The organism is Alkalisalibacterium limincola (assembly GCF_008017755.1).
Classification (GTDB): domain Bacteria; phylum Pseudomonadota; class Gammaproteobacteria; order Xanthomonadales; family Xanthomonadaceae; genus Alkalisalibacterium; species Alkalisalibacterium limincola.
Genome location: NZ_VRTS01000001.1, coordinates 404,347 through 429,975 on the forward strand (window position 1 = coordinate 404,347; position 25,629 = coordinate 429,975).

Sequence of the window (25,629 nt, forward strand, 5' to 3'; positions counted from 1 at the left end):
AAAAGTTTCATGGTCTGGGCTTGCTCTGCAAAGGTGGGGGGGTGTCATCGATTGGGTATGGGTTTGCTTCCAGCTTCTCAAGCCGCGGCTGGAATTCGTGCCGCTTTGAGCGCCGCAGCATCCACACAGTTCCCGCCAACAGGCCCAGCAGCGTCGATGGGTCGCGCGGCAGGCCGGTCAGCAGGGACAGCCCGAAACCGAGCCCGGCACCGAGGACGAGGCCGGCGAGTGCGAGGCCGTAGCCGGCGAAGGCGGCGCGGCGCAGCGCCAGTTCGTCGACCGCCAGGCGGACCTGGTCTCCAACCTCAAGGTGCGCGCCGGCGGGTAAGGGCAGCGTGATCTCGCCGGACTCATCGGAGCGCAGGACATTGCACCGTCCCCCGCAACCGATCCGGCAGCCGCGGCACGCCGCCGCATCCGGGCGCAGGCGGACGTTGTCCTGCGCGATGCCGGTGACCCGCGCGTCGCGCTCAGCCATCAAAGCCGCCCGGGACCAACCACGGGCTCAGTGGGTCTCGAGTTCGACGGGGACCGCCTGCTGGCGACCTTCGGCGGCCTCGACATAGGGCATGAAGTCGCCGAGGCCACCGCCCTGCAGGCGCCCATCCACGATGACCAGGTAGGCCGGGACCCGCGGATCGATCGTCTGCATTCCGCCCTGCGCCTGCAGCAGGGGCCCGCGCTGCTGCACCGAGACCGCCTGGGCGGGCGCCCGCAGGCGGGGCCGCAGGTCGGCCTCGCTGAGCGGCGACGGCGCGACGATATAGGGTTCCGCCGGCGTTGCCTCCACCAGCCCCTGTCCAGGCTCCGCCACGGGCGCCTGGGGCTGGGTCGCCATGACCGCGACCACGGCGACGCTGGCGGCGATCGCGCCGCCCGCCGCCCAGCGCAGCCAGACCGCGGCTGGCGCTGGCGCCGGTGCGTGTCCGGCGCCGTCCTCGCCCACCTCGGCCATCGGCTCGTCGGCATGGCGGCCTGCCTCGATCCCGTCGCGCACCCGCGCCAGGAAGCCGGCATCCACCTGAAGTGCCAGACGGCCCTTGAGGCTGCCCGAGACCAACTGCCACCGCTCCCAGGCGGCGCGCAAGGCCGGGTCGCCTTCCAGGCGCCGGAGCAGGAAGCGGCTGCGCTCGGCATCGAGCTCGCCGTCCATCAGCGCAGACAGCTGCTCGCCCAGTTCGGGATCGATCGCGTGGGTGCTTGGCTTGCTCATGGTCGGACTCGCTCGTTCTCGAGGAGGGGGTTGATGTTCGTGTCGATCGCCTCGCGGGCCCGGAAGATGCGCGATCGCACCGTGCCGATCGGGCAACCCATGCGCTCGGCGATCTCCTCGTAGCTCAGGCCCTCGACCTCGCGCAGCGTGATCGCCACGCGCAGCTCTTCGGGCAAGGCATCGACCGTGCGCGCGACCATGCGTTCGATCTCGTCGCGCAGCAGTTCGTGCTCCGGCGTCGAGGTTTCGCGCAGGCGCTCGCCCGAGGCGTACTGTTCGGCGTCACCGGCATCGATGTCGTCGGTGGGCGGCCGGCGGTTGCGTGCCACGAGGTGGTTCTTGGCGGTATTCACTGCGATCTTGTATAGCCAGGTATAGAACTGCGCGTCTCCGCGGAAATTCGGAAGCGCCCGGAAGGCGCGGATGAACGCGTCCTGCGCCACGTCCTGGCACTCGCTCCAGTCGTTGATGTAGCGGGAGATCAACGCGGTGATGCGGTGCTGGTACTTCAGCACCAGCAGGTCGAACGCCGCGTTGTCGCCTTTCTGGAAGCGTTGCACCAGAATCTGGTCGGACTCGTTTTCGGCCATCCGGGCCGGGTCTCCTATGGCTCGGCACCGGGGCTGGTCACTGTGACCGGGCGGTGCCTGGAAAGTTCACGGCATGGCATCCATCCGGGGGACGTTGCCCTGCCGGCGCGCAGCCGGGATGATACGGTCTTTCCCCATACCGTGACGGATGGACCCCCGTATGTTCGATGGACTCCAATTCCAGCACTGGCAGCCCCGGCTGCGCGACGATGGTTTCGTCGTCCTGACTCTCGATCGTGCAGACCAGCGCGTCAATGCCCTGTCCGCAGCCGTGCTCGAGGAGCTCGAGCAGGCGGTCGAGCGCATCGCGATCGGCAAGCCCAAGGGGGTGGTGATCATCTCCGGCAAGCAGGCGGGCTTCGTGCCGGGTGCCGACATCTCGGAATTCCAGGAGTTCGATGCCAAGGGCATCGTCCATGACCGGATCCGCGCCGGCCAGGGCATCCTGCAAAAGCTTGCCGAGCTGCCGGTGCCGACGGTGTGCGCGATCCACGGCCACTGCATGGGCGGCGGCACCGAGCTGGCGCTGGCCTGCGACTACCGCATCGCGACCAGTGACGAATCCACCCGGATCGGACTCCCGGAAGTGAAGCTGGGCATCTACCCGGGCTGGGGCGGCAGTGTTCGCCTCCCGCCCCTGGTGGGCGCGCCGGCGGCCATGGACATGATGCTCACCGGCCGCGGCCTGAGCGCGAAGGCGGCGCGTGGCATCGGCCTGGTCGACAAGGTGGTCGAGCCGGCCGTGTTGCTCGACGCTGCGATCGAGCTGGGCCGGCGCGGCACCACCCGCCCGTTCAAGCAACGCGCGCTGGGCTGGGCCACCAACATCTGGCCGACGCGACAGGTGCTGGCGCCGATCCTTGTCAAGCAGGTCTCGCGCAAGGCACGCAAGGAGCACTACCCGGCTCCGTTCAGCCTGATCGAGACCTGGCGCCGCAGCGGCGGCACCGTCGATGCGCGGCTCAAGGCGGAGGCCAAGTCGGTGGCCAGGCTCGCCCAGACGCCGACCGCGCGGAACCTGGTGCGCGTCTTCTTCCTGCAGGAGCGCCTGAAGGGGCTGGGCGGCAAGGAGCATGGGATCCAGCACGTGCACGTCGTCGGCGCCGGCGTCATGGGCGGCGACATCGCTGCGTGGAGCGCGCTCAAGGGCTTCGACGTGACCCTCGAGGACCGCGAGATGAAATACATCGAGCCGGCCCTGCAGCGCGCCGACAAGCTGTATGCCAAGAAGGTCAAGGATGATGCCCGTCGCAGCGAGACGCGTGCCCGCCTGGTGGCCGATGTCGCCGGCGAGGGCGTGGCCAAGGCCGACCTCGTGATCGAGGCGATCTTCGAGAACCTGGAGGCCAAGCAGGCGCTGTACGCCAAGGCCGAAGCCTCGCTCAAGCCCGACGCGACCCTCGCCTCGAACACCAGCTCGATCGCTCTGGATGAACTCGCCGCCGACCTCAAGGCCCCGGAGCGGTTCGCCGGCCTGCATTTCTTCAACCCGGTATCGATGATGCCGCTGGTGGAGATCGTGCGCCACGAGAAGATGGACGAGGCCACGCAGAAGCGGCTGGCGGCTTTCTGCCGCGCGATCGGCAAGCTGCCGGTGCCGGTGGCCGGCAGCCCCGGCTTCCTGGTCAACCGCATCCTGATGCCCTACCTGCTCGAGGCGATGACCTGTCATTCCGAGGGCGTGCCCGGCCCGGTCATCGACAAGACCGCGGTGAAGTTCGGCATGCCGATGGGCCCGATCGAACTGGCCGATACGGTGGGCCTGGACGTCGCCGCCAGCGTCGGCAAGATCCTCGCCGACTTCCTCGGCCTGCCGATTCCCAAGGGACTGGAGTCCAAGCTGGAGCATGGCAAGCGCGGCCGCAAGGACGGCGAAGGCTTCTACGTGTGGGAGGACGGCAAGGCGAAGAAGCCCGAAGTGCCGAAGGAATACCGCGCCCCGGAGGACCTCGAGGACCGGCTGATCCTGCCCTTCGTCAACGAGGCGGTGGCGTGCTGGCACGAAGGTGTGGTCGAAGACGCCGACCTGCTCGACGCGGGCGTCATCTTCGGCACCGGGTTCGCCCCGTTCCGCGGCGGCCCGATCACCTACGCACGCAGCGCCGGTCCGGCCAAGCTCAAGGCCCGGCTGGAACAGCTGGCCGGTCGCCATGGCGACCGCTTCGCGCCGCGACCGGGTTGGGACGAGCTGATCGCCGCCGGGACGGATTCCCCAGGCCCCTGAGCCCCGGAGCCGAGGTGCAACGAAAAAGCCCCGGTCGACGCCGGGGCTTTTTTCTGGCGCTGCGGAGGGCCGACCTCACATCGTGTGGGTGGGTTTGTCCGCGGTGAGGGTGCCCGCGAGCAGCGTCTCGATCTTCCCGCGCACCGTCTCACCCTCGTTGGTGTCGGCGAACTGCACGCCAATGCCGGCTGCCCGGTTGCCCTGCGCGCCCGGGGGCGTCACCCAGATCACCTTGCCGGCCACCGGCAGGCGGTCCTTGTCCTCCATCAGCGTGAGCAGGATGAAGACTTCATCGCCCAGCATGTAGCGCTTGGTCGTGGGCACGAAGATGCCGCCGCCCTTCACGTAGGGCATGTACGCGTTGTACAGCGCGCTCTTGTCCTTGATCGCCAGTGACAGGATGCCCTGTCGTGCCCCAGCTGCTCCGCTCATGTGCTGCTCCGGTAGGTCATTGCCCCACGCAGGCCGAACGCCAGTCGCGCAGGAGGCCGGCCACGGCCAGGTCCAGTCGGACCGTCGTGCCCAGCAGGCGCCGCGACCGGTTGGCCGCATCGAACCATGTCGACAGCTTCTGGAAATCCGCCGTGGCGGTCAAGCGATCCGGCTCGGCCAGCCCCTGCATCGAGGCACACAGTCGCTGCGCGTGCTCGGCCGCCAGCTGCAGCCGCAGGTCCAGCGCGTCGTCCGCAGCCCAGGCCTTGCCGAGATCCAGCGGCGCCACCCGGCCTCCGGCGACCGCGGCCAGCTCCGACATCACCTCGCGTCGCAGTTCCAGGGTTCCCGAGGCGGCCCACTGCGCGGCCAGCCCCGGATTGCCCCGCGCCGCATCCAGGGCGTCGGCCGCACCGGCCACGCCCTGTGCCTGCAGCCAGGCCAGCCCCTGCTCGCGGGTCGGCATGCGCAGTTCGAAGCGGTGGCAGCGGCTGCGGATCGTGGCCGGCAACTGGTGCGACCGATGGCTGACGAGCAGCAGGAAACGGTTGCCGGAGGGCTCCTCGAGCGTCTTGAGCAAGGAGTTCGCGGCGCTGCGATTGAGCGCATCGGCCGGATCGATCAGTGCGACCTGCGCGCCACCCAGCTGGGGCGTCAGCGCAAACCACTCCCCCAGGCGGCGCATCTGGTCGATGATGACCTCGGTACGCAGTTTTCCGCTCTTCTCGTTGATCTCGAACGTGACGTGCTGGAAGTCGGGATGGGTCCCGGCGGCCAGCAGGACGCAGTGGCGGCACCGGCCGCAGGCGCGGCCCGATTCTGGCGTGGCGCACAGCAGCCTTGCCGCCAACGCCTGTGCCACGGCGTGCTTGCCCAGGCCCTGGGCGCCGGTCAGCAGCAGCGCGTGGCCCAGCCTGCCCGCCTCATGTGCGGCCACCAGGCGCTCCAGCACCGTCTCCTGCCATGGTGCAAGCCCCCCACTCATGCCAGGCCGCTCCCGGCGAGTCGGGCTTCCAGCGCCTCGAGGACGTCCGCACGCACCCGGTCGGGCGGCTGCGAGGCATCGATGACCCGGAAGCGTTCCGGCTCGGCCTGCGCGCGCCGCCGGTAGGCCCCGCGGACACGCTCGAAGAATGCATCGCGCTCGGACTCGATCCGGTCCGCGCCCTCGCCCCGCGCGCGTGCGCGCGCCAGGCCTTCGGCCACGTCCACATCGAGCAGGAAGGTCAGGTCCGGGCGCACCAGGGCCGCCCAGCGCTCGAGCTCGGCGATGTGGCCGGCATCCAGGCCGCGGCCGCCGCCCTGGTAGGCGAAGCTGGCGTCGGTGAACCGGTCGCTGACCACGATCGCCCCACGCTCCAGCGCCGGCAGCACCGTCTCGCGCACCAGCTGCGCGCGCGAGGCGAACATCAGCAGCAGCTCCGTTTCGGCGAACAACACCTGCGCCGGGTCCAGCAACAGCTCGCGGATCCGCTCGCCGGCAGGTGTGCCGCCGGGCTCCCGCGTCACCACGAGTTCGCGTCCGACACCCTCCAGCCGGGCGGTGATCGCGGCCAGCACCGTGGACTTGCCCGCACCCTCGCCGCCCTCGAGGCTGATCAGGAAGCCCCGCGACGCGTCGGCCTGCGGGTCACTCATCGGTGCTGCTCCGGCCGCGACCCAGGATGTATCGCGCCACGGCACGGTTGTGCTCGGCCAGCGTGCGCGAGAAATGGTGGCTGCCATCACCGCGACTGACGAAGTACATCGTGTCGCCGTCGGCGGGATCGACTGCCGCTTCCAGCGCCGCGCGGCCAGGCATCGCGATCGGCGTCGGCGGCAGGCCGCCGCGCGTATAGGTGTTGTAGGGCGTGTCGGTGTCGAGTCCGGCACGGCCGATGCGCCCCTGGTAGAGCTCGCCCATGCCGTAGATCACGCTGGGGTCGGTCTGCAGGCGCATGCCGATGTTCAGGCGCCGGGTGAAGACTCCGGCGATCTCGCGGCGCTCGCCCGCCTGGCCGGTCTCCTTCTCGATCAGCGAGGCCAGGATCAGCGCCTCCTCGGCGGAATCCACCGCCAGCGCTTCGGCACGAGCCTCCCAGACCTCCTCCAGCACCCGGTCCATCGCCCGCATCGCCCGCGCCAGCACCTCCAGGTCGGTCGTGCCTCGGGTGAAGTTGTAGGTTTCGGGGAGGAAGCGGCCTTCGGGGTGGACCCCCTCGCGACCGAGGGCGGCCATCACCTGTGCATCGTCCATGTCGGTGATCGTGGGCTGGAGCGATTCGCTGCGATCCAGCGCCTGGCGCAGCTCGCGGAAGTTCCAGCCCTCCACGATCGTGAAGCGGTACTGGATCACGCGTCCGGATCCCATCTTGGCGAGCAACTGGCGCGGTGTCGTGCCAGGCTCGATCGCATACTCACCCACGTGGATGCGCCGCATCACGTCCATCTGCCAGGCCAGCGCCTGCCAATAGACATCGGGCGCCTGGCTGATGCCGGCGGCGCGCAGCCGCGTGAGCACCCTGCGGAAGGAGTCCCCGCGCTCGACCGGCACCACCACCCGGTCCTCCTGGATGACCAGCGGCGCATCGGCGAAGCGCTGGTACTGCTGCCACAGCGCGGCGCCCACACCGGCCGCCACCACCACCGCCACCAGCAATACCAGCGCCAGCGTGCGGACGATCCATCCCGACTGTGCTCTCACCCGAATCCGTCCATCGTGTGCTCCCGGTCAGCGTGCAAAGGCCGGCATGGCCGCATGCAGCTCGCCGAGGATCGAATCAATGGCTGGTGGTCGCGGAAGCTCGCGACCACCCAACCGTGCGACCGGCAGGATACCCCGCACGGCATTGCACAGGATAACCGCCTCGGCAGCCTCGACCTGTTCGGGGAGCACGTCAGTCTCGCTGGCAAGTCCCTGCTCGATCAGCCAGCCACGGCAGATGCCTGCCACACCGCTTCCGGACACCGGTGGCGTCAGCCAGCAGCCATCGCGCAGCACCACCACGTTGGCCGCCGTGGCGCAGACGACCTGCCCGTCCATGTCCAGCATCAGCGCCTCGTCGGCACCCGCGGCGGCCGCTTCACGGCGTGCCAGGACCTGTTCGAGCCGGTTGAGGTGCTTGATTCCGGCCAGCGCAGGCTGGACCGCCAGGCGGATCGTGCTCCAGGCCACGTCCAGGCCCTGCCGGGCGTACTCGGGCAGCGCGTGCACGGACAGCAACACGGTCGGCGCCAGCCGTCCGGCGGGAGGTACCCCCGCCCACCCGCCCCCCGGGTCAGCACCAGTTTGAGCACCCCCTGGTCGACATCGGCCGCCAGCTCGGCGATGCGCGCATCGAGCCACGCCTCACGCGGTGCAACGATGCCAAGCCGGCGCGCGCCGTCGGACAGCCGGGCGCGGTGCCGCGGCCACCACGGCACCCCACCCCGGTCGATGCGCATGGTTTCAAACAGCCCGTCGCCATAGGCCAGGCCGCGTTCGTCCGCCGCCAGCGCGGGCATGGCCTGTTCGCCGCGAAACAGCCGGACCCGGCTCACTCCACCCCCAGCGCGCGCAGAAGCCCACGGGCCTTGGCACGGCTCTCCTCGAGTTCGCGCTGCGGATCGGAGTCGACCACAATGCCGGCCCCGGCGCGCAACTCGAGTGCCGTGCCCGCCAGGGACGCGGTGCGGATGAGGATGTTCAGGTCCATGTCGCCATCGCGGTTGAGGTAGCCCATCGCCCCGGTATAGGCCCCCCGGCCGACGCCTTCGAGCTCGGCGACGATCTCCATGCAGCGCACCTTGGGACAACCGGTGATCGTGCCGCCGGGGAACACCGCGGCGACCACCTGCCCTGGCGAGATGCCGGGGCGCAGCCGGCCACGCACGTTGGAGACGATGTGGTGGACGTGGGTGTAGCTCTCCACCGCCATCAGCTCGTCGACCTCCACGCTGCCCGGAGCACAGATGCGTCCGAGGTCGTTGCGTTCCAGATCGATCAGCATCACGTGCTCGGCGCGTTCCTTGGGATGCCCCACGAGCTCCTGGATACGCTCGCCCGCGTCGTCTCCCGCCAGCCGCGGGCGCGTTCCGGCGATCGGCCGCGTCTGCACCAGGTCGCCGTGGATCGCCACAAGGCGCTCTGGCGAGGAACTCGCCAATGCCCAGTCGTCATGGACCAGCAGCCCAGCGAACGGTGCGGGGTTGGCTTCGCGCAGCCGCCGGTAGAGGTCGGCCGGCTGCGGCGGATGCCGGAACCGCGCACGCCAGGCCCGCGAGAGGTTCACCTGGAAAACGTCACCGGCCTCCAGGTAGTCGAGGATCCTCGAGACACCTTCCAGATAACGCTCCGGCGCATCTTCCTCGACCGTCTCGGGTGGCTGCCAGGGATCCATGGCGGGCAGTTCCCTGGCCCGGCGTGCGTCGGTGGCGATGCGTTCCAGCCACGCCGACTGGTCGTCCTCGGCAACCGCGAGCACCTCGCCGCTGAAGCGGTCGTGCAGGACCGCGGCCGGGCTGCGCAGCGCCAGCGCCACCGGCAGCGGCGCCGGGGGAGCCGGCAGGCGCAAACGGGGCTCGACCTGTGCGGCCAGCTCGTAGGCGAGGAAAAGGCCCCAGCCTCCCCGGAACGGCAGGCTTTCGTGCTCGCGCGGGCGCTGGAGACGCCTGAATTCGCCATCGAGGGCCGCCAGGAAGCCCGGCCCGAGGACGTCGCCGTCCAGGCGCCTGGCCTGCTGCCCGGGCTGCTGGATGACGCCGGTGCCGTCGCTGGCCAGCAGCATGTCCCAGCGCGCACGCGGACTGCCGCCGACCGCGCTTTCCAGCAGCATCGGGTAGCGCTTTGGGTCCAGCCGGTGCAGGTCCAGCAGGTCGGTGTCGGCGGGCAGCGGGCGGGTGATCATCGGAGGACTCCCGGGCCGGCCGCCCCGGGGCAGGTCCGGGCGGTGGCCCGGACGCGCCCGGAGGGTTCCGCCTCAGAGACGGCGGAACACCAGGGTGCCGTTGGTGCCACCGAAGCCGAAGCCATTGGACATCGACACATCGATGCGCTTCTCGCGGGCCACGTTGGGCACGTAGTCGAGGTCGCAGCCTTCGCTGGGCTTGTCGAGATTGATGGTCGGCGGGATGACGCCGGTTTCGAGCGCCTTGACCGAGAAGATCGCCTCGACGCCACCGGCGGCACCCAGGAGGTGGCCGGTCATCGACTTGGTCGAGCTGACCATGATCCTGTGCGCGTGCTCACCCAGCGCGATCTTCATGGCCAGTGTCTCGGCCAGGTCGCCCAGGGGCGTCGAGGTGCCGTGCGCATTGAGGTAGTCCACCTGCTCGGGATTGATCCCGGCATCGCGCATCGCCATCGCCATGCAGCGCGCCGGACCCTCGCCGGATTCGCTGGGCGCGGTCATGTGCCACGCATCGGAACTGGCGCCGAAGCCGGCCAGCTCGCAGTAGATGCGTGCGCCACGGGCCTTGGCCGACTCGTACTCCTCCAGCACCAGCACGCCGGCGCCGTCACCCAGCACGAAGCCGTCGCGGGCCTCGTCCCAGGGCCGGCTGGCCGCAGTGGGGTCGTCGTTGCGGGTCGACATCGCCTTCATCGAACAGAAGCCGCCCACCGACGTCGGCGAGGCACCCCGTTCGGCGCCACCGGCGACCATCACGTCGGCATCGCCGTACTGGATCATGCGCATCGCCATGCCGATGGAATGGTTGGCCGTCGCGCAGGCGGAGACCGCCGAGAAGTTCGGGCCCTTCAGGCCCTTCAGGATGCTGACCTGACCCGGCAGCATGTTGATGATCGTGCTGGGCACGTAGAACGGGGAGATCTTGCGCGGTCCGCCTTCGAGGTATTTCTGCGTCTGCTGCTCGATGCCGAGGATGCCGCCGATACCCGAGCCGATCATGACGCCGATGCGTTCGGCGTTGGACTCGGTCACCTCGAGCCCGGCATCGTCCATCGCCTGGAACGCCGCAGCCACCCCGTAATGGATGAACGGGTCCATCTTCTTGGCGTCCTTGGCCGGCATCCACTGCGAGGCATCGAAGTCGCGGACCTCGCCAGCGATCTGCGTGGTGAAGGCGGAGGCATCGAAATGGGTGATCGGGCCGATGCCCGAACGGCCATTGGCGATGCTGTCCCAGGCGGTGGCCATGTCGTTTCCAACCGGGGAGATGATCCCCATGCCCGTTACGACGACGCGACGCTTGCTCATCACTCAGTCCTCATGGGTCGGGGCTCGCGTGCAACGCGGCCCGGCAATCAGCGGTACAAACGCACGGGGCCGCGCATGGCGGCCCCGGCGTTGCGAAACCGCGAAGGTTTCAGCCCTTGACGTGGGCGTTGATGTAGTCGATCGCCTGCTGGACGCTGGTGATCTTCTCGGCCTCTTCGTCAGGGATCTCGCACTCGAATTCTTCCTCGAGCGCCATGACCAGCTCGACGGTGTCCAGCGAGTCCGCGCCCAGGTCGTCAACGAACGAGGCGTTGGCCGTGACTTCTTCTTCCTTCACGCCGAGTTGTTCGACGACGATCTTCTTGACGCGTTCTTCGATGCTGCTCATGGGGTTCAAACCTCCCGTAGGTATCTGCGGGCGCATTGTAGTGGAGTTTCGCCGCCCTGTGTCAGGACGGCGACCGAAACCGTCGCGCGCCTTGCCGCCGGTCCCGGACATGGGTGAAAGGATAACGCGCAACGCCCGGGGGCGTCGCTTCAGGACATGTACATGCCGCCGTTGACGTGAAGCGTCTCGCCAGTGATGTAGGCGCCCGCGGGACCGGCCAGGAACGCGACCGCCTCGGCGATGTCCTCGGGCGAACCCAGGCGGCCCAGCGCGATCTGGCCCAGCATCGCCTCCTTCTGCGCCTCCGGAAGGTCGCGCGTCATGTCGGTCTCGATGAAGCCGGGTGCCACGACATTGACGGTGATGCCACGGCTGCCCACCTCGCGTGCCATCGACTTGGAGAAGCCGATGATGCCTGCCTTTGCCGCGGCGTAGTTCGCCTGGCCGGCATTGCCGGTCAGGCCGATGACCGAGGCGATGTTGATGATGCGGCCACGGCGCGCCTTCATCATGCCGCGCATGACCGCCTTGGAGGTGCGGAAGATCGAGCTGAGGTTGGTGTTGATCACCGCATCCCAGTCCTCGTCCTTCATCCGCATCAGCAGCTGGTCGCGGGTGATGCCGGCGTTGTTGACCAGGATCGAGACCGGGCCGAAGGCCTTGGCCACCTCGTCGAGCAGCGCGTCGACCGAGGCCGGATCGGCGACGTCGAGCACGCGCCCGTGCCCGCCCAGGGCCGAGAGGCGCCCCCCGATCGCAGCGGCACCGGACTCCGAGGTGGCGGTGCCGATGACGGTGGCGCCCAACGCAGCGAGGCGGTCGGCGATGGCGGAGCCGATGCCGCGGCTGGCGCCGGTCACCAGCGCGATTTCGCCTGAAAGCGGAAGACTCATGTCGATTCCTCGTGTCCTGCCAGAAAAGGATTTGGTCGCTTGATCAGGCGCGCCACGCCTCGAGCGCGGCATCGAAGTCGCCCACGCTGCCCAGCGCACGCGCCTCGAGCGACTTGTCGATGCGGCGCGCCAGGCCGGCCAGCACCTTGCCGGGGCCACACTCGCCCAGGCGCGTCACGCCCTGGCCCGCCAGGGCCTGCACGCACCCGGTCCAGCGCACGGGCAGGAACAGCTGCCGCTGCAAGGCGTCGCGGATCGACTCGATCGATCCGTGCACCTCGGCGTCGACGTTCTGCACCACCTCGATCTTCGGCGCATTCCACTGCAGCGACCCATGACTTCACCCAGGCGGTTGGCCGCCTCGCGCATCAGCGGAGTGTGCGAGGGCACGCTCACGGCCAGCTTGACCGTCTTTCGCACGCCCTGCGCGGCCAGCAGCTCCAGCGCCCTGTCCACCGCCGGGGCATGGCCACCAATGACCACCTGCCCCGGGGAATTGAAGTTCGCTGGAACCACGACCTCCTCGCCCGAGGCCTGGCGGCAGATCGTCGCCACCTGCTCGTCCTCGGCTCCGATGACCGCGGCCATCGCCCCGGTACCGGCGGGAACCGCAGCCTGCATCAGGCGACCCCGTTCGCGCACCAGCAGGGCGGCGTCGTGCAGCGAGATCGCCTCCGCCGCCACCAGCGCCGCGTACTCGCCCAGGCTGTGCCCGGCGAGGCGGCCGGGATTTTCCCCACCCGCCTTGAGCCACAAGCGCCACACCGCGATGTCGGCCGCCAGCAGCGCAGGCTGGGTGAACTCGGTCTGGTTGAGCTGGTCGTCGGGGTTTTCCTGCGCGATGAGCCACAGATCCGCGCCCGCACCCTGCGAGGCCTCCTCGAATGTCTCGCGCACCAGTGCGTCACGCTCGGCAAGATCGGCCAGCATGCCCACAGACTGGGAACCCTGGCCCGGGAATACGAATGCGAGCGTGTCGGACATCGGCGATGGCATCACTCAGGACGAAGCCCGCCATGATACGCGAGGCTGGTGCGCCTGCGTCTGTACTCGGGCGTAGGGTGGCGACATCATCCCGGGGCCCTCCAGCGAAGCGCTCCAGCGCGGCGTTCAGGCCCGCGGGGTGAGCGCAGTCCGAAGCGCGGCCCGAAGCGCGGCGACCGCCTTGCCCAGGCTGGCAGCGCGGCGGCCCAGGGGGCGCGTGAGCGTCTCCAGGAAACCGAGCCTCGCCACCGATCGCGCGACTTCATCGCGCGTCACCGCCGGCACGCTCGCCATCGCGTCGGCAATGATTTTGCCCATGCGCTGCTCGTCCAACGGCAGGTACTTCGCCACGCCCGAGGTGAACACCAGCCAGTCGCGCGCCTGCGCGTGCCTGAGGTCCATGACCTCGCCGGGGTCCTCCTCGAAATCGAGGAAGCCGATTCGCCCGATCGCATCGATCGTTATGTTGCGTGGCAGCGGCTGCCCCAGGTATTGGCCTGCCGCGTGCACGCAGGCGATCGCCTCGGCCGCGTCGGCGAACAGGCGCTCGGCCCCGGCTGCATCGACCTCGCGCAGGTGCGCGGCAAGCGTCCTGCCGATGTCGGCCAACACCAGGGTGGCCTCGCCGCTATGCAAGACTCCCGGCACGACGACATCGGCACCCGCCAGTTGCAGGATCCTGCGCTGCTCGGTTGCACGCGCATCGTCGCCGGCGTGCCTCGGCGGCGGCCGCAGGGCAGGCACGCCGAGCAGGCGCACGGCCGCATCGAGCAGCGCCAGCCTGAACCGCCGGAGCTCGTTGCCGTAGCGCTTGGCCCACGCCGGTTGGCCGTCGACATCGATACGTTCGACCGTCTGCTGTTCGACCATCGCATGCCTCCCGCGCGAGCTGGAGCACAGCCCGACTGCTCAGTAGCGTAGCAGCGCAGAGCCCCAGGTGAAGCCACCGCCGAACGCCTCGAGAAGCAGCAGCTGGCCGCGTTGCACGCGGCCCGAACGCACCGCCTCGTCCAGCGCCAGCGGAACCGATCCGGCCGAGGTGTTGCCGTGCCGGTCGACGGTCACGATGACGCGATCCATCGACAGCGCCAACCGCTTCGCGGTGGCCTGGATGATGCGCAGGTTGGCCTGGTGCGGGATCAGCCAGTCGATGTCACCGCGCTGCAGGCCGTTGGCGTCGAGGGTCTCGTCGACCACCGAGTCGAGCGCCTTCACCGCGTACTTGAATACGTCGTTCCCGGCCATCAGCACGCGCACGCCCGCGTTCTTCTCTTCGGGCTTGAAGCCCACCGAGACGCCGACGGGGTTGTAGAGCATTTCCTTCTTGCCGCCATCGGCGTGCAGGTGGGTCGACAGGATCCCGGTCTCGGCATCCGCCGTCAGCACCACCGCACCGGCGCCGTCGCCGAACAGCACGCAGGTGCTGCGGTCGCTCCAGTCGAGCATGCGCGAGAGGGTCTCCGCGCCGACAACCAGAACCTTCTTCGCGGTGCCGGAGCGGATGAATTTCTCACCAACGGCCAGCGCGTAGATGAAGCCCGAGCAGGCGGCGTTTACGTCGAATGCGGCGCAGCCGTTCGCACCCAGGCGATGCTGGAGCAGGCAGGCGGTCGAGGGGAAAATGATGTCCGGGGTCGTGGTGCCGACGATGATCAGGTCGAGCTCGGAGGCATCGACGCCGGCGGCCTCGAGCGCGCGGCGCGAGGCCTGCTCGGCCAGGTCGCAGGTGGTTTCGCCGTCGGCCGCGATATGGCGCTGGCGGATGCCGGTGCGGTCGCGGATCCACTCGTCACTGGTCTCGACGAACTGCGCCAGGTCATCGTTGGTCAGGACCTTCTCTGGAAGGTAGCTGCCGGTTCCGGCGATACGTGCGAAGACCTGTGCACTCATGCTTCTCTCCTGCGGCGCCGCGTGGATTCACGACGTCTGGTGGTGGCGACGCCCGCTGGCGGACCCCGGGGCCGGAACTGTCGCACGTACGCGCGCGCAGACCCAGCCCCGAAACGAACGCGGCGGGCCAAGGGCCCGCCGCTGGACGCCCCGCAGTGCAGGCACTGGGGGAACGCGGGCCGTTCACCGGCACGCGCTTGCCGGGCAAGCGCCCGGGCTTACTCTTCGTCGACGATCTCGACCTTCGGCTCGATGACCTGGCGACCACGGTAGAAGCCGTCGGCCGTCACGTGATGGCGGATGTGGGTCTCGCCGGTCTTCGGGTCGGTCGCCAGCTGCTTGGCGGTGAGCGAATCGTGCGCGCGGCGCATGCCACGGCGGGAGGGGGAAACGCGGGATTTCTGGACTGCCATGGGTGTCTCTCCGGCTTACTGTTTGTCTTTCTTGAGCGCCGACAGCGCGGCGAACGGATTTGCTGCCGCCTTTTCATCGGCGCTCGGCGGCACGTCAAGCACCACCGCTTCGGTCCCCGGCGCCACCGGAATCACCGGTACCGCCAGAATCAATTCGTCCTCGACCAGCTGCGCCGGATGGACCATCGCATCGGCGTCGACCAGCAGCGGCTCATACCCCTCGGGCAGGCCCGCTTCGTCGGCCTCGTTGCTGATCAGGCCCAGCCTCTGCACCGCGTCGACCAGAAACTCGAACCGCTGCAGCGTGCGCTGGCAGCGCAGCGGCAGCGAAGCCTGCACGCGGATCTCCAGGTAGCGGATTCCCAACGCGTCGGTATCGAACTCCAGCCGGTAGCGGCACTCGCCCTCGGCATCGTCGAGGAAAGGCTGCAGCCGCTCGAACGAGGCCAGCGGCAGCGAGCCCTCGAAGATCCGCCGCGAGGCGATCATGCGCTTCGCGTCGAGTACTTCGGGCAAGGTCGCGGACATAAGCGCGAAAGGATACGGTGAAATCGAGCCGATTGTCAATGAATTGGCGGGCTGCCGCGTGGCATTTGCCGCCCCGGTCGCACCACGGCAGACTGCGGATCAACGTCCTGTTGCGACCCGCGTGTGAATATCCTTGCCATTGTACTCGTCGTCCTGGCCCTGGTGGCCGTCGTGGTGCTGCTCAAGCACCGCCAGGTGCGGCTGCGCCAGAGCGCGCTGACCCACCTGCTGACCGGTGCCGACGAGATGGAGCGGCTGCTCTCGCGGACCCGCGAGCGGATGCGCGCCATGGAAGGGGTGGTGCAGCGCGTGCCCGACGACATCGGCGCCCAGGCCCGTGCCTCCCTGCGACCCGACCGCCAGGTCGAGGAGGCGCTGAAGGAACTCCTGCAGCACCGCCTGTGGATCCAGCGCCACGGAGCCAGCGCCAGCCAGGAAGAGCTGGACGCGGCCTGCATCGCGATGGACCAGGCCCGCGACCGCATCAGCACCGAACTTGCACGCCTGGACCGTGCCGGCGCCGAGCTCGATGAAGCCACGGAGGCCGCGCTGGCCGCCGCCGAGCGCGAACCCCCCCGAACTGCGCCGACCCGCCAAATGACTCCCCGGGAGGGCCGTGGCCTGTGGCTTGCCTCGGGCTCGGCCTACCGTGCCGGGCTGCTGGGGCGGCTGGGCCTCGCCTTCGAGTCGGAAGCACCCGACGTGGACGAGTCACCGCTGCCGGACGAGCCGCCCAGGGAGCTGGCGCGCCGGCTGGCCCACCTCAAGGCGGCTGCGGTGCACGCCGCCAGGCCCGACGCCTGGGTCATCGGCTCCGACCAGGTGGCGGACTGTGCCGGCCGGATACTGGGCAAGCCGATGACGCTGGAGGCCGCGCGCGGGCAGCTGGCCGCGAGTTCCGGGCAGGTCGTGGACTTCCACACCGCCGTCTGCCTGCTCGGGCCGGACGGATTGCATCAGGCGCACTGCGACCTGACCCGCGTGCGCTTCCGGGCGCTTTCGGCGGACGTCATCGAGCGTTACCTGGCACAGGAACCGGCGCTCGACTGCGCGGGCAGCTTCAAGGCCGAGGGCCTGGGCATCACCCTTTTCGAGGCGATCGAATCCCGGGACCCCACGGCACTGGTCGGCCTGCCGCTCATCGCCTTGGCCAGGATGCTGCGCTCGGCGGGCCTGGAGCTGCCCTGACCGCCCGGGGTGCGTTCACGGCACGCGCAGGCGACATCATGGCAGCATGGGACGCATCGGACCCCGCAACGGAACCTGCCCATGGAAGCCACCCTTCGTTCCCGCACCGACGACAGCGAAGCCACGCAACGACGCCTGCGCGCGGCCATGGGCCAGGTCAACGCGATGGTCCTGGGCAAGCCCAGGGAGATCGAACTGGCGTTCGCGTGCCTGCTGGCGGGTGGCCACCTGCTGATCGAGGACCTGCCGGGGCTGGGCAAGACCACGCTGGCGCGCGCCCTGTCGGTCACGTTGGGCCTGGAGTTCCAGCGCATGCAGTTCACCTCCGACCTGCTGCCCAGCGACATCATCGGCGTCTCGGTGTTCGAGCAGGCCCATGGCGAGTTCCGCTTCCATCCCGGCCCGCTGTTCACCCAGATGTTGCTTGCCGACGAGATAAACCGCGCGCCGCCGCGAACCCAGAGCGCATTGCTCGAAGCGATGGCCGAGCACCAGGTCAGCGTCGATGGCGTGACCCACGCCCTTCCGCAACCCTTTTTCGTCATCGCGACCCAGAACCCGGTCGACCTCACCGGCACCTACCCGCTGCCGGACTCGCAGCTCGACCGCTTCCTGTTCCGGGTGCGGCTGGGCTACCCGGATGCCGATGCGGAGCGCGAGATGCTCGCCGGCGAGGACCGGCGCCACCTGATCGCCGACCTCATGCCGGTGCTGTCTTCCGAGGACGTCCTGGCGCTGCGCCGGGCCGTGGAGCAGGTGCGGGCCAGCGATGCGCTGGTGTCCTACATCCAGCGCCTGCTGGCGGAGAGCCGCAAGCACCCCGGCGTCCAGGTCGGCCTGTCGCCCCGAGCGGGCCTGGCGCTGCTGCGTGCCTCCAAGGCGCGGGCCATGCTGCTGGAGCGTGAGCATGTGGTGCCCGAGGACGTGCAGGCCCTGTTCGCGGAAGTTGCCGCCCACCGGCTGGTGCCGGAAGCGGAGGCCGGCGACCGCGTCGAGCTGGCCGGCACGATCCTCAAGGCGGTGGCGGTGCATTGAAGGTGGCCGAGGCCACGACGCCGGTCGCCACCCCGAGCCGGTCGCAGCGGCTGTGGGGCCGGCTCCAGTTGCTTGCCCGGCCCCGCACCCGCGAGCCGCTGCCCGTCCGCATCGATCGTCGCCGGGTCTACGTGCTTCCGTCCGGATTCGGCCTGTTCTTTTCCGCGGTCGTGGGCGCGATGCTGCTGGGTGCACTCAACTACAACAACAATCCTGCGCTGCTGCTGGCCTTCGTCCTCGCTGCCGCCATCCACAACAGCCTGGTGCGTGCGCACCTCAACATCAGCGGCACGGCACTGGCTGCAGTGCATGCCGAGCCGGTGCACGCCGGCTCGACCATGCGGCTTCGCTGCGTGTTCGAATCGGAGGGCTCGCGACTGCGTCCCGGGCTGCAGCTCGAGGGCCTGCCGGCATTCGAGCTGCGTCCCGGCCAGCGCGAGGAGGCCTGCCTCGACCTGCCCACGCACCGTCGCGGCTGGCTGCCTGTCCCACGCCTGCGCCTGGCCACCCGTTATCCGCTGGGGCTGGCGGTGGCCTGGTGCTGGTTCTGGCCCGAACAGCGACTGCTGGTCTACCCCGCCCCGGAAACCCACGCCCCCCCGCTTCCTGCCGATGCCGGCGAGGGGCGCCGGTCCAGGCGCGACCCCCTCGGCAGCGAGCTTCACCACCTGCGCGACTACCGTCCGGGCGACCCGCTGCGGCAGATCGCGTGGAAGAGCTCTGCGCGCAACGACCGCCTGCTGGTGCGCGAGTACGAGAGCACCCGCGGCAGCGAAGTGGTGCTCGACTGGCATGCGCTCGAGGGGCTGCCGGTCGAGGCGCGCATCCGCCGACTGACCCGCTGGGTGCTTGAGGCGGAGCGGGCCGGAACCCGCTACCTGCTTTTGTTGCCGGCGCGTTCGGTCGGGCCATCCCACGGACCCGAGCACCGCCACGCCTGCCTGCGCGCCCTGGCGCTGATGCCCGATGGCTGAAGTCCTGCTCCCCAGGCAGCCGCGAGGAACGCCGCTGGGCGGAGACGCCCGCACGTTCTGCCTGCTTGCGGCGGCACTGGCTGCGCTGCCGCTGCTGCGCCTGATGCCGGCATGGCTTGGGGCCTGCCTGGTCGTGCTCGGCGCCGTGCTGGCCTGGGCCAGCATCCGCCGACCGGTCCCGGCGTGGGTGCTGGTGCCCTTGACCCTGGCTGCCGGCGCGCTGGTGCTGGCCGCCTACGAATTCCGTTTCGGCCGCGACACCGGCAGCGCGCTGCTGCTGACGATGCTGGTGCTGAAGCTCGGCGAGAGCTCCCGGGTGCGCGACGGTCGGGCCCTGATCGGCTTCGCGCTGTTCGCCACCTTCGCCGCGTTCCTCCAGGACCAGGGCCCCTTGACGCTGCTACTGGCGGTACCGGCGGTGGCCGCGATGCTGGTGGCCAGCGCACGAATGACCGAGGACGCAGCGGGCATGTCGAGGCGGCGACGCTGGTCCCGGCGGCTGGCGGACACTGCCCTGGCGCTTGCCTTGGCCTTGCCGCTGGCCTTGGCGGGATTCTGGCTGTTCCCGCGACTGGCAAACCCGCTGTGGGGCGTTCCGGAGAACGCCATCGCCAGGCCCGGCATCAGCGGCGAAATGTCACCCGGTGACTGGCTCGACGTCATGTCCGACGACAGCGTCGCGTTCCGCGTGCGCTTCTTTGGCGACACGCCCTCGCGCCGGGAACTCTACTGGCGCGGTCCGGTTCTGTGGGACTTCAATGGCCGCACCTGGACGCGTTCCAACTGGACGGCGATGCTGCCGTTGCCGGAGGTCGAACCTGCCGATGGCCGCTACGACTACGAATTGACCATGGAGCCGTCCGAACGGCGCTTCATGTTCGCCCTCGACCTGCCGACCAGCGCCCCGGAAGGCGCCCGGCTGGAGGGCGACCTGACGCCCATGGCATCGCGACCGGTGAACCGGCTGGTGAGGTACCGTCTCGAGGCCGTGGCCCCGGCGCGCTTCGAGGTCGACCTTCCGGACCGCATACGGTCCGCAGCCACGCGTCTGCCGGACGGTTTCAATCCGCGCATCCGCCAGGAGATGGCCCGTTGGCGTGCCGAGGGCCTCGACGACATCGCCGTGGTCGAGCGCAGCCTGGAATGGTTCAACCGGGACTTCAGCTACACGCTTGCCGCCCCCCCGCTGGGGCGACACTCCGTCGACGAGTTCATGTACGACACCCGCGAGGGGTTCTGCGAGCATTTCAGTTCGGCATTCGTGTTCATGATGCGCGAGGCCGGCATTCCGGCCCGCGTAGTGACCGGTTATGTCGGTGGCTACCTGAACCCGATGGGCGAGCATTGGCGAATCCAGCAGTCCGATGCCCATGCCTGGGCGGAAGTCTGGTTGCCGCACAGAGGCTGGCTGCGGGTCGATCCCACGGCTGCCGTCGACCCCACGCGGATCTTCGAGCGCTATGGCCGGGGCGCCGGCGAGGGCGGCCTCGGGCTCGGTACGCTGGGACGGCGCGACGGGCCCCTGCGTGGCCTGCAGGACCTGGCCGACTACGTCCGCCGCGGCTGGAACGACGCCGTGCTGGGCTTCAACGCCGAGAGCCAGATGCTCATGCTGCGCCGCCTGGGCATCGACAACCCGCGGGAGTGGCAGGTCGGCGCGCTGTTCGTGCTGGGTGCCGGTGCCGCACTGCTGCTCACCCTGTGGTTGTTGCTCAGGGAACGCGAGCGCGAGGACGACGCGTTGATGGCCGCCTACCGGCGCTTCACCCGCCGGTTGAAGCGCGCCGGCGTCGAGCGCGCCGCCCACGAGGCCCCGCTGGCGTTCGGCGAACGGGCTGCCACCGCCCTGCCCGACTCCGCCGGAGCGATCCGCGCACTCAGCCGGCGTTTCTCGGACGCCCGGTATGCTGAAACCCTGGATGTCGCCTCGCGCGCCGAGTTGGCGCGTGAACTCGCGGCGTTCCGCCCCGCCCGCCCCCGTGGAGATCGACGATGACGCGCCTGATGACTGCCGTGCCCCCTGCTTGCCCTGCTGGCCGGCTGCGTGACGGCCCCGCAGCCGCTGCGTGGCGAGTTCCTGGCGATCGATCCGGTCGACGCGCCAGGCCACGCCGGCGCCATGGTGCGCTGGGGCGGCACGATCGCCGCGGTGGAACCTGCCGCGGACCACACCTGCTTCCAGGTGGTGGGGCGCCCGATGGGCGACAGTGCGCGCCCCATGGATACCGACCAGACCACCGGCCGTTCCTGGCCTGCCGCGAAGGCTTCTACGACCCGGCGGTGTTCGTGGAGGGGCGCGAACTGACGGTCACCGGCCGGATCGACGGCAGCGTGGATCGCGAGATCGGTGCCTACCTCTACCGGCACCCGCGCGTGGACGCCGACCGGATCTACCTGTGGCCCCAACGCCGCGACACGATCATCTACTCGCCCGGCTATCGCCCCTGGTACTGGTAGGGCCGCGGGCTCAACCCGGCGGCCAGGCCAGGCGTCGACCGGCCAGCAGGTGCAGGTGGATGTGGTGCACGCTCTGTCCGCCGTCGCGGTTGCAGTTGAACACGGTCCGGTAACCGTCCTCGGCGAATCCCTGCGCCTTGGCGAATGCCGCTGCGGCCAGCACCAGCCGGCCGGTGAGCTCGGCGTCGTCGGGCGTGAGGTCGTTGAGCGTGGCTATCGGCCGCTTCGGGATGAACAGCACGTGCACCGGCGCCTGCGGATTGATGTCGCGGAAGCCAAGCACGTGCTCGTCCTCGTGGACGATGTCGGCGGCGATTTCCCGGCTGATGATCTTGTCGAACAGGGTCTTTGACATCGGATTCCTCCATGCTTCGCGAACACGTCGCCAGCGTCAGTTCCCCGCCTCCTGGCGGGTGCCGAACGCGTGGGCCAGGGTGCCTCGATCGATGTACTCCAGCTCGCCACCCAGGGGCAGGCCGTGTGCCAGCCTGCTGGGCCGCACCCCCGCTTCGCGGGCCAGCTGCGCCAGGTAATGGGCCGTCGCCTCGCCTTCCACGGTGGGATTGGTGGCGATGATCAGTTCGCCGACGCCGCCTTCCGCCAACCGACGTGCCAGCAGGTCGAGGCCCAACTCGGCCGGACCGATGCCGTCCAGCGGCGACAGTCGCCCCTGCAGCACGAAATACAGGCCCCGGTAGCCGGTCGCCTGCTCGATCGCCAAGCGGTCGGCGGGCGACTCGACCGCGCACAGCAGGTGCGTGTCGCGACTCGCGCTGGCGCACACCGGGCACACCGGCAGCTCGCTGAAATCGCGACAGCGCTCGCAATGGCCGACGCCCTCGACCGCCGCGACCAACGCCACTCCCAGCCGCCGGCCGCCGTCGCGATCCCGCTCCAGCAGCTGGTAGGCCATGCGCTGCGCGCTCTTCTGGCCCACCCCGGGCAGGCAGCGCAAGGCCTCGATGAGCTGCTCGAGCAGCGGGGCCGTGCTCATTGCGGCTCGGCCCGGGCGGCACGTGGCATCAGAACAGGCCCGGCATCTTCATGCCCGGCGGCATCGGCATGCCTGCCGTGGCCTTGGCCATGTGCTCCTGGCTGAGGTCGTTGACCTTGTTGACCGCGTCGTTGATCGCGGCCGCCACGAGGTCTTCGGCCATCTCCGGGTCGGCCAGCGCCGAGGGGTCGATGCGCACCTTGCGCGCTTCCATGCGACCGGTCAGGGTCACGCTGACCAGGCCACCTCCGGCCTGTCCGGTCACCTCCAGCGACGCCAGCTCCTCCTGGGCGCGCTTCATGTTCTCCTGCATCTTCTGGGCCTGCTGCATCAGGCCGGCAATCTGTCCCTTCATCATGGTCTAGTCCTCGTTGGGTCGGATCGAGTCCGGAACCACGCGGGCCCCGTGTTCGCGGATCAGTTGCGCCACGGCCGGGTCGGCCAGGAAGCCGGCTTCGGCGTCGTCCTGCCTGGCCTGGGCGGCGCGCTGGTTGTGCTCGTGTAGCGTCGCCCCGCCCGCGGCGCGGGCTGTCTCCAGGCGGATCACCGGGCGCTGCCCCAGCGGCGACTCGAGCGCGTGTGCGAGCTGCGCGACCAGCTTCTCACTGCGCAGATGCTCGTCCTGGGCCGGCAGCGACAACGTCAACTGCCCCCCAGAATAAGCCACGAAGCCCGAATGCCCGGCCAACATCGCCACCGGGCCGCGCAACGTCAGGCCGGCCACCAGGTCGATCCATTCCTGGGACGAGCCCAGCGGACGTGGCTCGCATCGCGCCGACGCCACCGGAGCGGGCGGCTGCCCCATGGCGGGGCCTTTCCCGCGGCTGGCCTCGCCTGGCACCGTACCGGCCGTGGCTGCGGGCGCGGAGGCCGGAGTCGCAGCCGCGACCGGCGCAGCGGCAGCGTCGCGCCGCGCCGGGTGTGATTGCCCCGCCTGGGAGCGCGGGGGGCCCTCGCCTCCGACGGTGGCGGCGACCGCAGCGTGCGACGGGCCGGCCGGCATCGCCCGCCCACCGCCCGTCGCGCGTGGCGGAGCGGCCGCGTCGGCCGGCTGGAAGGCCAGCATGCGCAGCAAGGCCATTTCGAAGCCGACCCGGGCGCTGGGCGCCACCGGCAGGTCGCGTCGTGCGTTGAGCGCCATCTGGTACCACAGCTGTACCAGCTCGGCCGACACCTGCGTGGCAAGCGTGGCCTCGCCCTCGTCGGCCATGCCGACCAGCCGCGCGTCGGCCAGGCCCGGCACCAGCTGTCGCAGCTGGATGCGGTGCAGTGCTGCCGCGAGCGCATCGAGCACTGCCGCGAAGTCCGGTGAAAAACCCGCCATGACCTCCACCTGCGCCATCAGCCTGGGCCCATCCGCGGCCGCCAGTGCGGCGACCAGCTCCCCGACCTGGCCGCGGTCGACCGTGCCCAGCATGTCGGCCACCAGCGCGGTTTCCAGCCGCCCGCCGGTAAACGCGATGGCCTGGTCGAGCAGCGAGAGTCCGTCGCGCAGGCTGCCATCGGCGGCATGCGCCAGCTGCACCAGCGCGCCGGGTTCGACCGCGATCTCCTCGGCCTCCAGGATGCGCTGCATCTGGCCGCTGATCTGCTCCTCCTCGAGCCGCTTGAGGTTGAACTGGAGGCAACGCGAGAGCACCGTGACGGGTAGCCTGTCCGGGTCGGTGGTGGCCAGCAGAAACTTCACATGCTCCGGTGGCTCCTCGAGCGTCTTGAGCAGTGCGTTGAACGCCGGCTTGGACAGCATGTGAACCTCGTCGATGAGGTACACCTTGATGCGGCCGCGCGAGGGCATGTACTGGGCGTTGTCGATCAACTCGCGGATGTTGTCCACGCCCGTGTGGCTGGCGGCATCGATCTCGAGCAGGTCGACGAAGCGGCCGGCGTCGATGTCCACGCAGGCACTGCACTCACCACACGGATCGGCGCCGGTGCCCCGCTCGCAGTTGAGGCTCTTGGCGAAGATCCGCGCGATCGTGGTCTTGCCCACGCCGCGGGTGCCGGTGAACAGGAAGGCATGGTGGACCTTGCCGGTCTCGAGCGCGTTGCTCAGCGCCCGCACCACGTGTTCCTGCCCCACCAGCTCGGCGAAACGCTTCGGACGCCATTTGCGGGCGAGGACGAGATAGGACATGGGCAGGCCTTCCGGGATAGGGGTTCATTGTGCCAAGCCCCCCAGCCGGGGCCAAGCGACACCGCGTTCGCTTGTGGCCGGGGCCAGTGGCGGGTATCCTTGCGCCCCCTGACCGGACGTGTTCCGGAAAGGCGCACGCGGGCCCCGGCCCACGCGCGAAAATCAGGTTCCAGCGGAGAGGTGTCCGAGTGGTTGAAGGAGCACGCCTGGAAAGTGTGTAAACGGCTAAACCCCGTTTCGCGGGTTCGAATCCCGCCCTCTCCGCCATCTGATTCCACCTGTTGCCCGGCGCCACCACACGGTGTGCGAAGGGCGGTTTCAATGGTGGTCCCCGTCGGTTCTCCGCGACGATAAGCCGAAAACTCCGCCAGGTCCGGAAGGAAGCAACGGTATTGGCCGATTCGGGCGCCGGAGGTCGCCGGCGGGGGCTACCACCCCGCTGCAAATTGGGTATACTCTCGCGCCCCGCAGCGCGGGGGAAAGTTCTGGAGCGGTAGTTCAGTTGGTTAGAATACCGGCCTGTCACGCCGGGGGTCGCGGGTTCGAGTCCCGTCCGCTCCGCCAACACCACAAGGGCGCCCATTGGGCGCCCTTGTTCTTTTTGCGCGGCCTTTTCGTGCCCGGGACGTGGCCGGGCGACCCGGCGCTCAATCGACCCTGCCGAAATCGCGCTTTCCGCCGCGCTTGCCCGCCAGCCTCGCGGGACCGATGACCAGCTTGTGGCTGAGCGCCTTGCACATGTCGTAGATCGTCAGCGCCGCCACGGTGGCCCCGGTCAGGGCCTCCATCTCCACGCCGGTGCGGTGGGTGGTGCGCACGTCGCACTCCACGAGCAGCACGTTCTCGCCACTCCAGTCGATGCCGATGCGGCAGCCATCGATCGGCAGCGGGTGGCAGAACGGGATCAGCTCCGAGGTGCGCTTGACCGCCATGGTCCCGGCGATGATCGCGGTATCGATCACCGCGCCCTTCTTCGTGCTCATGCCATGGCGCCTGAGCTCCGCCGCGACGTCGGCGGGGAAGCGCACCTGGCACTGCGCGCGCGCGTCGCGCACCGTGACCTCCTTGGCAGACACATCGACCATCGTCGGCCGGCCCTCGGCGTCGACGTGGGTGAGTCCGGGTTTCGCCTGCTTCTTCTTCGACACGCCATCA

Annotated in this window: 25 protein-coding genes, 2 tRNA genes, 1 other RNA gene and 3 pseudogenes; 9 read left to right on the forward strand and 22 right to left on the reverse strand. The window is 69.6% G+C overall.

All coding sequences use genetic code 11. The annotated features are described in order from the left end of the window. Window positions 1-7 precede the first annotated feature (7 nt). From FU658_RS01875 to rpoE, 3 genes are read right to left on the reverse strand one after another with little or no spacing between them, the layout of a single operon-like run. Window positions 8-478, reverse strand: a complete 471-nt coding sequence (locus FU658_RS01875) for a SoxR reducing system RseC family protein (RefSeq protein ID WP_147890541.1) — start codon at window positions 476-478, stop codon at window positions 8-10. 27 nt (window positions 479-505) lie between these two features. After that, on the reverse strand, window positions 506-1,213 hold the full coding sequence (locus tag FU658_RS01880; protein ID WP_147890542.1) for a sigma-E factor negative regulatory protein: 708 nt from the start codon (window positions 1,211-1,213) through the stop codon (window positions 506-508). Beyond that, window positions 1,210-1,803 carry an RNA polymerase sigma factor RpoE gene (rpoE, locus tag FU658_RS01885; protein WP_147890543.1) on the reverse strand — a complete coding sequence of 198 codons (594 nt, stop codon included), beginning with the start codon at window positions 1,801-1,803 and terminating at the stop codon, window positions 1,210-1,212. Before rpoE ends, FU658_RS01880 begins: the two co-directional genes overlap by 4 nt. A 160-nt stretch (window positions 1,804-1,963) precedes the next feature. On the opposite strand from rpoE, the gene FU658_RS01890 reads away from it, so the two are divergent. Beyond that, a complete protein-coding gene (locus FU658_RS01890) occupies window positions 1,964-4,027 on the forward strand; it encodes a 3-hydroxyacyl-CoA dehydrogenase NAD-binding domain-containing protein (protein ID WP_187265861.1) in 2,064 nt (687 codons plus the stop codon). Window positions 4,028-4,102: 75 nt separating this feature from the next. On the opposite strand, the gene FU658_RS01895 is transcribed toward FU658_RS01890, so the two are convergent. The 14 genes and pseudogenes from FU658_RS01895 to FU658_RS01960 all read right to left on the reverse strand — a co-directional run bounded on the left by FU658_RS01895 (window position 4,103) and on the right by FU658_RS01960 (window position 15,692). After that, window positions 4,103-4,459, reverse strand: a complete 357-nt coding sequence (locus FU658_RS01895) for a PilZ domain-containing protein (RefSeq protein WP_147890545.1) — start codon at window positions 4,457-4,459, stop codon at window positions 4,103-4,105. 16 nt (window positions 4,460-4,475) lie between these two features. After that, on the reverse strand, window positions 4,476-5,444 hold the full coding sequence (gene holB, locus FU658_RS01900; protein WP_147890546.1) for a DNA polymerase III subunit delta': 969 nt from the start codon (window positions 5,442-5,444) through the stop codon (window positions 4,476-4,478). Continuing rightward, the gene (gene tmk, locus FU658_RS01905; protein WP_147890547.1) at window positions 5,441-6,097 is read right to left on the reverse strand and encodes a dTMP kinase; all 657 of its coding nucleotides are present in this window, start codon (window positions 6,095-6,097) and stop codon (window positions 5,441-5,443) included. The genes holB and tmk overlap by 4 nt, the downstream gene beginning before the upstream one ends. Beyond that, window positions 6,090-7,142 (reverse strand): endolytic transglycosylase MltG, encoded by a 1,053-nt coding sequence (gene mltG / locus FU658_RS01910; protein ID WP_255505345.1) that lies wholly within the window; start codon window positions 7,140-7,142, stop codon window positions 6,090-6,092. The genes tmk and mltG overlap by 8 nt, the downstream gene beginning before the upstream one ends. 27 nt (window positions 7,143-7,169) lie before the next feature. Beyond that, window positions 7,170-7,942, reverse strand: a pseudogene (pabC, locus tag FU658_RS01915) (aminodeoxychorismate lyase). 32 nt (window positions 7,943-7,974) lie between these two features. Continuing rightward, window positions 7,975-9,324, reverse strand: coding sequence for an aminodeoxychorismate synthase component I (locus FU658_RS01920; protein WP_147890549.1), 1,350 nt, complete (start codon window positions 9,322-9,324; stop codon window positions 7,975-7,977). 72 nt (window positions 9,325-9,396) lie between these two features. Next, window positions 9,397-10,635: a beta-ketoacyl-ACP synthase II gene (gene fabF / locus FU658_RS01925; RefSeq protein ID WP_147890550.1), complete on the reverse strand. Its 1,239-nt coding sequence runs from the start codon at window positions 10,633-10,635 to the stop codon at window positions 9,397-9,399. 109 nt (window positions 10,636-10,744) lie between these two features. After that, on the reverse strand, window positions 10,745-10,984 hold the full coding sequence (gene acpP / locus FU658_RS01930; protein ID WP_147890551.1) for an acyl carrier protein: 240 nt from the start codon (window positions 10,982-10,984) through the stop codon (window positions 10,745-10,747). A 149-nt stretch (window positions 10,985-11,133) separates the two neighbouring features. Further along, window positions 11,134-11,877, reverse strand: coding sequence for a 3-oxoacyl-ACP reductase FabG (gene fabG / locus FU658_RS01935; RefSeq protein WP_147890552.1), 744 nt, complete (start codon window positions 11,875-11,877; stop codon window positions 11,134-11,136). Between the two features lie 43 nt (window positions 11,878-11,920). Then, window positions 11,921-12,861: pseudogene (gene fabD, locus FU658_RS01940) on the reverse strand (ACP S-malonyltransferase). Between the two features lie 126 nt (window positions 12,862-12,987). Further along, window positions 12,988-13,731, reverse strand: a complete 744-nt coding sequence (locus FU658_RS01945) for a BUD32 family EKC/KEOPS complex subunit (RefSeq protein WP_147890553.1) — start codon at window positions 13,729-13,731, stop codon at window positions 12,988-12,990. A gap of 39 nt (window positions 13,732-13,770) precedes the next feature. Next, on the reverse strand, window positions 13,771-14,751 hold the full coding sequence (locus tag FU658_RS01950; RefSeq protein WP_147890554.1) for a beta-ketoacyl-ACP synthase III: 981 nt from the start codon (window positions 14,749-14,751) through the stop codon (window positions 13,771-13,773). A gap of 218 nt (window positions 14,752-14,969) precedes the next feature. Beyond that, window positions 14,970-15,164 (reverse strand): 50S ribosomal protein L32, encoded by a 195-nt coding sequence (rpmF, locus tag FU658_RS01955; protein ID WP_147890555.1) that lies wholly within the window; start codon window positions 15,162-15,164, stop codon window positions 14,970-14,972. Window positions 15,165-15,179: 15 nt separating this feature from the next. Next, complete coding sequence (locus FU658_RS01960) at window positions 15,180-15,692, reverse strand: YceD family protein (protein ID WP_147890728.1); 513 nt, start codon at window positions 15,690-15,692, stop codon at window positions 15,180-15,182. 597 nt (window positions 15,693-16,289) lie between these two features. Between FU658_RS01960 and FU658_RS01965 the strand changes: the two genes are divergently transcribed. The 5 genes and pseudogenes from FU658_RS01965 (at window position 16,290) to FU658_RS01985 (ending at window position 21,346) form a co-directional block, all read left to right on the forward strand. Next, on the forward strand, window positions 16,290-16,880 hold the full coding sequence (locus tag FU658_RS01965) for a Maf family protein (protein ID WP_147890729.1): 591 nt from the start codon (window positions 16,290-16,292) through the stop codon (window positions 16,878-16,880). Window positions 16,881-16,961: 81 nt separating this feature from the next. After that, entirely contained in the window at window positions 16,962-17,915 is a 954-nt protein-coding gene (locus tag FU658_RS01970; protein WP_147890556.1) for an AAA family ATPase, read from the forward strand. A gap of 2 nt (window positions 17,916-17,917) precedes the next feature. After that, on the forward strand, window positions 17,918-18,889 hold the full coding sequence (locus FU658_RS01975; protein WP_147890557.1) for a DUF58 domain-containing protein: 972 nt from the start codon (window positions 17,918-17,920) through the stop codon (window positions 18,887-18,889). Beyond that, window positions 18,882-20,885, forward strand: a complete 2,004-nt coding sequence (locus FU658_RS01980; protein ID WP_147890558.1) for a transglutaminase TgpA family protein — start codon at window positions 18,882-18,884, stop codon at window positions 20,883-20,885. The genes FU658_RS01975 and FU658_RS01980 overlap by 8 nt, the downstream gene beginning before the upstream one ends. A 48-nt stretch (window positions 20,886-20,933) precedes the next feature. Beyond that, a pseudogene (locus FU658_RS01985) lies at window positions 20,934-21,346 on the forward strand (Slp family lipoprotein). Between the two features lie 10 nt (window positions 21,347-21,356). Here FU658_RS01985 and FU658_RS01990 read toward each other — a convergent pair. Genes FU658_RS01990 through dnaX form a run of 4 tightly spaced genes read right to left on the reverse strand, consistent with a single transcriptional unit; the run spans window position 21,357 to window position 24,474 of the window. Continuing rightward, window positions 21,357-21,701 carry a histidine triad nucleotide-binding protein gene (locus tag FU658_RS01990; RefSeq protein ID WP_147890559.1) on the reverse strand — a complete coding sequence of 115 codons (345 nt, stop codon included), beginning with the start codon at window positions 21,699-21,701 and terminating at the stop codon, window positions 21,357-21,359. A gap of 36 nt (window positions 21,702-21,737) precedes the next feature. Next, on the reverse strand, window positions 21,738-22,340 hold the full coding sequence (recR, locus tag FU658_RS01995) for a recombination mediator RecR (protein WP_147890560.1): 603 nt from the start codon (window positions 22,338-22,340) through the stop codon (window positions 21,738-21,740). Between the two features lie 28 nt (window positions 22,341-22,368). Continuing rightward, entirely contained in the window at window positions 22,369-22,695 is a 327-nt protein-coding gene (locus tag FU658_RS02000) for a YbaB/EbfC family nucleoid-associated protein (protein ID WP_187265863.1), read from the reverse strand. Window positions 22,696-22,701: 6 nt separating this feature from the next. Next, a complete protein-coding gene (dnaX, locus tag FU658_RS02005) occupies window positions 22,702-24,474 on the reverse strand; it encodes a DNA polymerase III subunit gamma/tau (RefSeq protein WP_147890562.1) in 1,773 nt (590 codons plus the stop codon). Between the two features lie 174 nt (window positions 24,475-24,648). Here dnaX and FU658_RS02010 point away from each other — a divergent pair. The 3 genes from FU658_RS02010 to FU658_RS02020 all read left to right on the forward strand — a co-directional run bounded on the left by FU658_RS02010 (window position 24,649) and on the right by FU658_RS02020 (window position 25,038). After that, a tRNA-Ser gene (locus FU658_RS02010) sits at window positions 24,649-24,741 on the forward strand. Window positions 24,742-24,805: 64 nt separating this feature from the next. Further along, window positions 24,806-24,902: signal recognition particle sRNA small type (gene ffs / locus FU658_RS02015), an RNA gene on the forward strand. Window positions 24,903-24,961: 59 nt separating this feature from the next. After that, window positions 24,962-25,038 (forward strand) — tRNA-Asp (locus FU658_RS02020). Between the two features lie 83 nt (window positions 25,039-25,121). Here the strand turns inward: FU658_RS02020 and moaC are convergent. Continuing rightward, window positions 25,122-25,622, reverse strand: a complete 501-nt coding sequence (gene moaC / locus FU658_RS02025; protein ID WP_255505346.1) for a cyclic pyranopterin monophosphate synthase MoaC — start codon at window positions 25,620-25,622, stop codon at window positions 25,122-25,124. Window positions 25,623-25,629: the final 7 nt, after the last annotated feature.

Coding starts and splice junctions, on each gene's coding strand:
- FU658_RS02000 (WP_187265863.1), bottom strand. CDS start 22,695: ATGAAGGGACAGATTGCCGGCCTGATGCAGCAGGCCCAGAAGATGCAG.
- fabF (WP_147890550.1), bottom strand. CDS start 10,635: ATGAGCAAGCGTCGCGTCGTCGTAACGGGCATGGGGATCATCTCCCCG.
- FU658_RS01980 (WP_147890558.1), top strand. CDS start 18,882: ATGGCTGAAGTCCTGCTCCCCAGGCAGCCGCGAGGAACGCCGCTGGGC.
- holB (WP_147890546.1), bottom strand. CDS start 5,444: ATGAGTGGGGGGCTTGCACCATGGCAGGAGACGGTGCTGGAGCGCCTG.
- FU658_RS01950 (WP_147890554.1), bottom strand. CDS start 14,751: ATGAGTGCACAGGTCTTCGCACGTATCGCCGGAACCGGCAGCTACCTT.
- rpmF (WP_147890555.1), bottom strand. CDS start 15,164: ATGGCAGTCCAGAAATCCCGCGTTTCCCCCTCCCGCCGTGGCATGCGC.
- dnaX (WP_147890562.1), bottom strand. CDS start 24,474: ATGTCCTATCTCGTCCTCGCCCGCAAATGGCGTCCGAAGCGTTTCGCC.
- FU658_RS01960 (WP_147890728.1), bottom strand. CDS start 15,692: ATGTCCGCGACCTTGCCCGAAGTACTCGACGCGAAGCGCATGATCGCC.
- fabG (WP_147890552.1), bottom strand. CDS start 11,877: ATGAGTCTTCCGCTTTCAGGCGAAATCGCGCTGGTGACCGGCGCCAGC.
- FU658_RS01945 (WP_147890553.1), bottom strand. CDS start 13,731: ATGGTCGAACAGCAGACGGTCGAACGTATCGATGTCGACGGCCAACCG.
- FU658_RS01895 (WP_147890545.1), bottom strand. CDS start 4,459: ATGAGCGGAGCAGCTGGGGCACGACAGGGCATCCTGTCACTGGCGATC.
- FU658_RS01875 (WP_147890541.1), bottom strand. CDS start 478: ATGGCTGAGCGCGACGCGCGGGTCACCGGCATCGCGCAGGACAACGTC.
- recR (WP_147890560.1), bottom strand. CDS start 22,340: ATGAGCACGGCCCCGCTGCTCGAGCAGCTCATCGAGGCCTTGCGCTGC.
- rpoE (WP_147890543.1), bottom strand. CDS start 1,803: ATGGCCGAAAACGAGTCCGACCAGATTCTGGTGCAACGCTTCCAGAAA.
- FU658_RS01920 (WP_147890549.1), bottom strand. CDS start 9,324: ATGATCACCCGCCCGCTGCCCGCCGACACCGACCTGCTGGACCTGCAC.
- FU658_RS01970 (WP_147890556.1), top strand. CDS start 16,962: ATGGAAGCCACCCTTCGTTCCCGCACCGACGACAGCGAAGCCACGCAA.
- FU658_RS01880 (WP_147890542.1), bottom strand. CDS start 1,213: ATGAGCAAGCCAAGCACCCACGCGATCGATCCCGAACTGGGCGAGCAG.
- acpP (WP_147890551.1), bottom strand. CDS start 10,984: ATGAGCAGCATCGAAGAACGCGTCAAGAAGATCGTCGTCGAACAACTC.
- FU658_RS01965 (WP_147890729.1), top strand. CDS start 16,290: ATGACTCCCCGGGAGGGCCGTGGCCTGTGGCTTGCCTCGGGCTCGGCC.
- FU658_RS01890 (WP_187265861.1), top strand. CDS start 1,964: ATGTTCGATGGACTCCAATTCCAGCACTGGCAGCCCCGGCTGCGCGAC.
- tmk (WP_147890547.1), bottom strand. CDS start 6,097: ATGAGTGACCCGCAGGCCGACGCGTCGCGGGGCTTCCTGATCAGCCTC.
- FU658_RS01990 (WP_147890559.1), bottom strand. CDS start 21,701: ATGTCAAAGACCCTGTTCGACAAGATCATCAGCCGGGAAATCGCCGCC.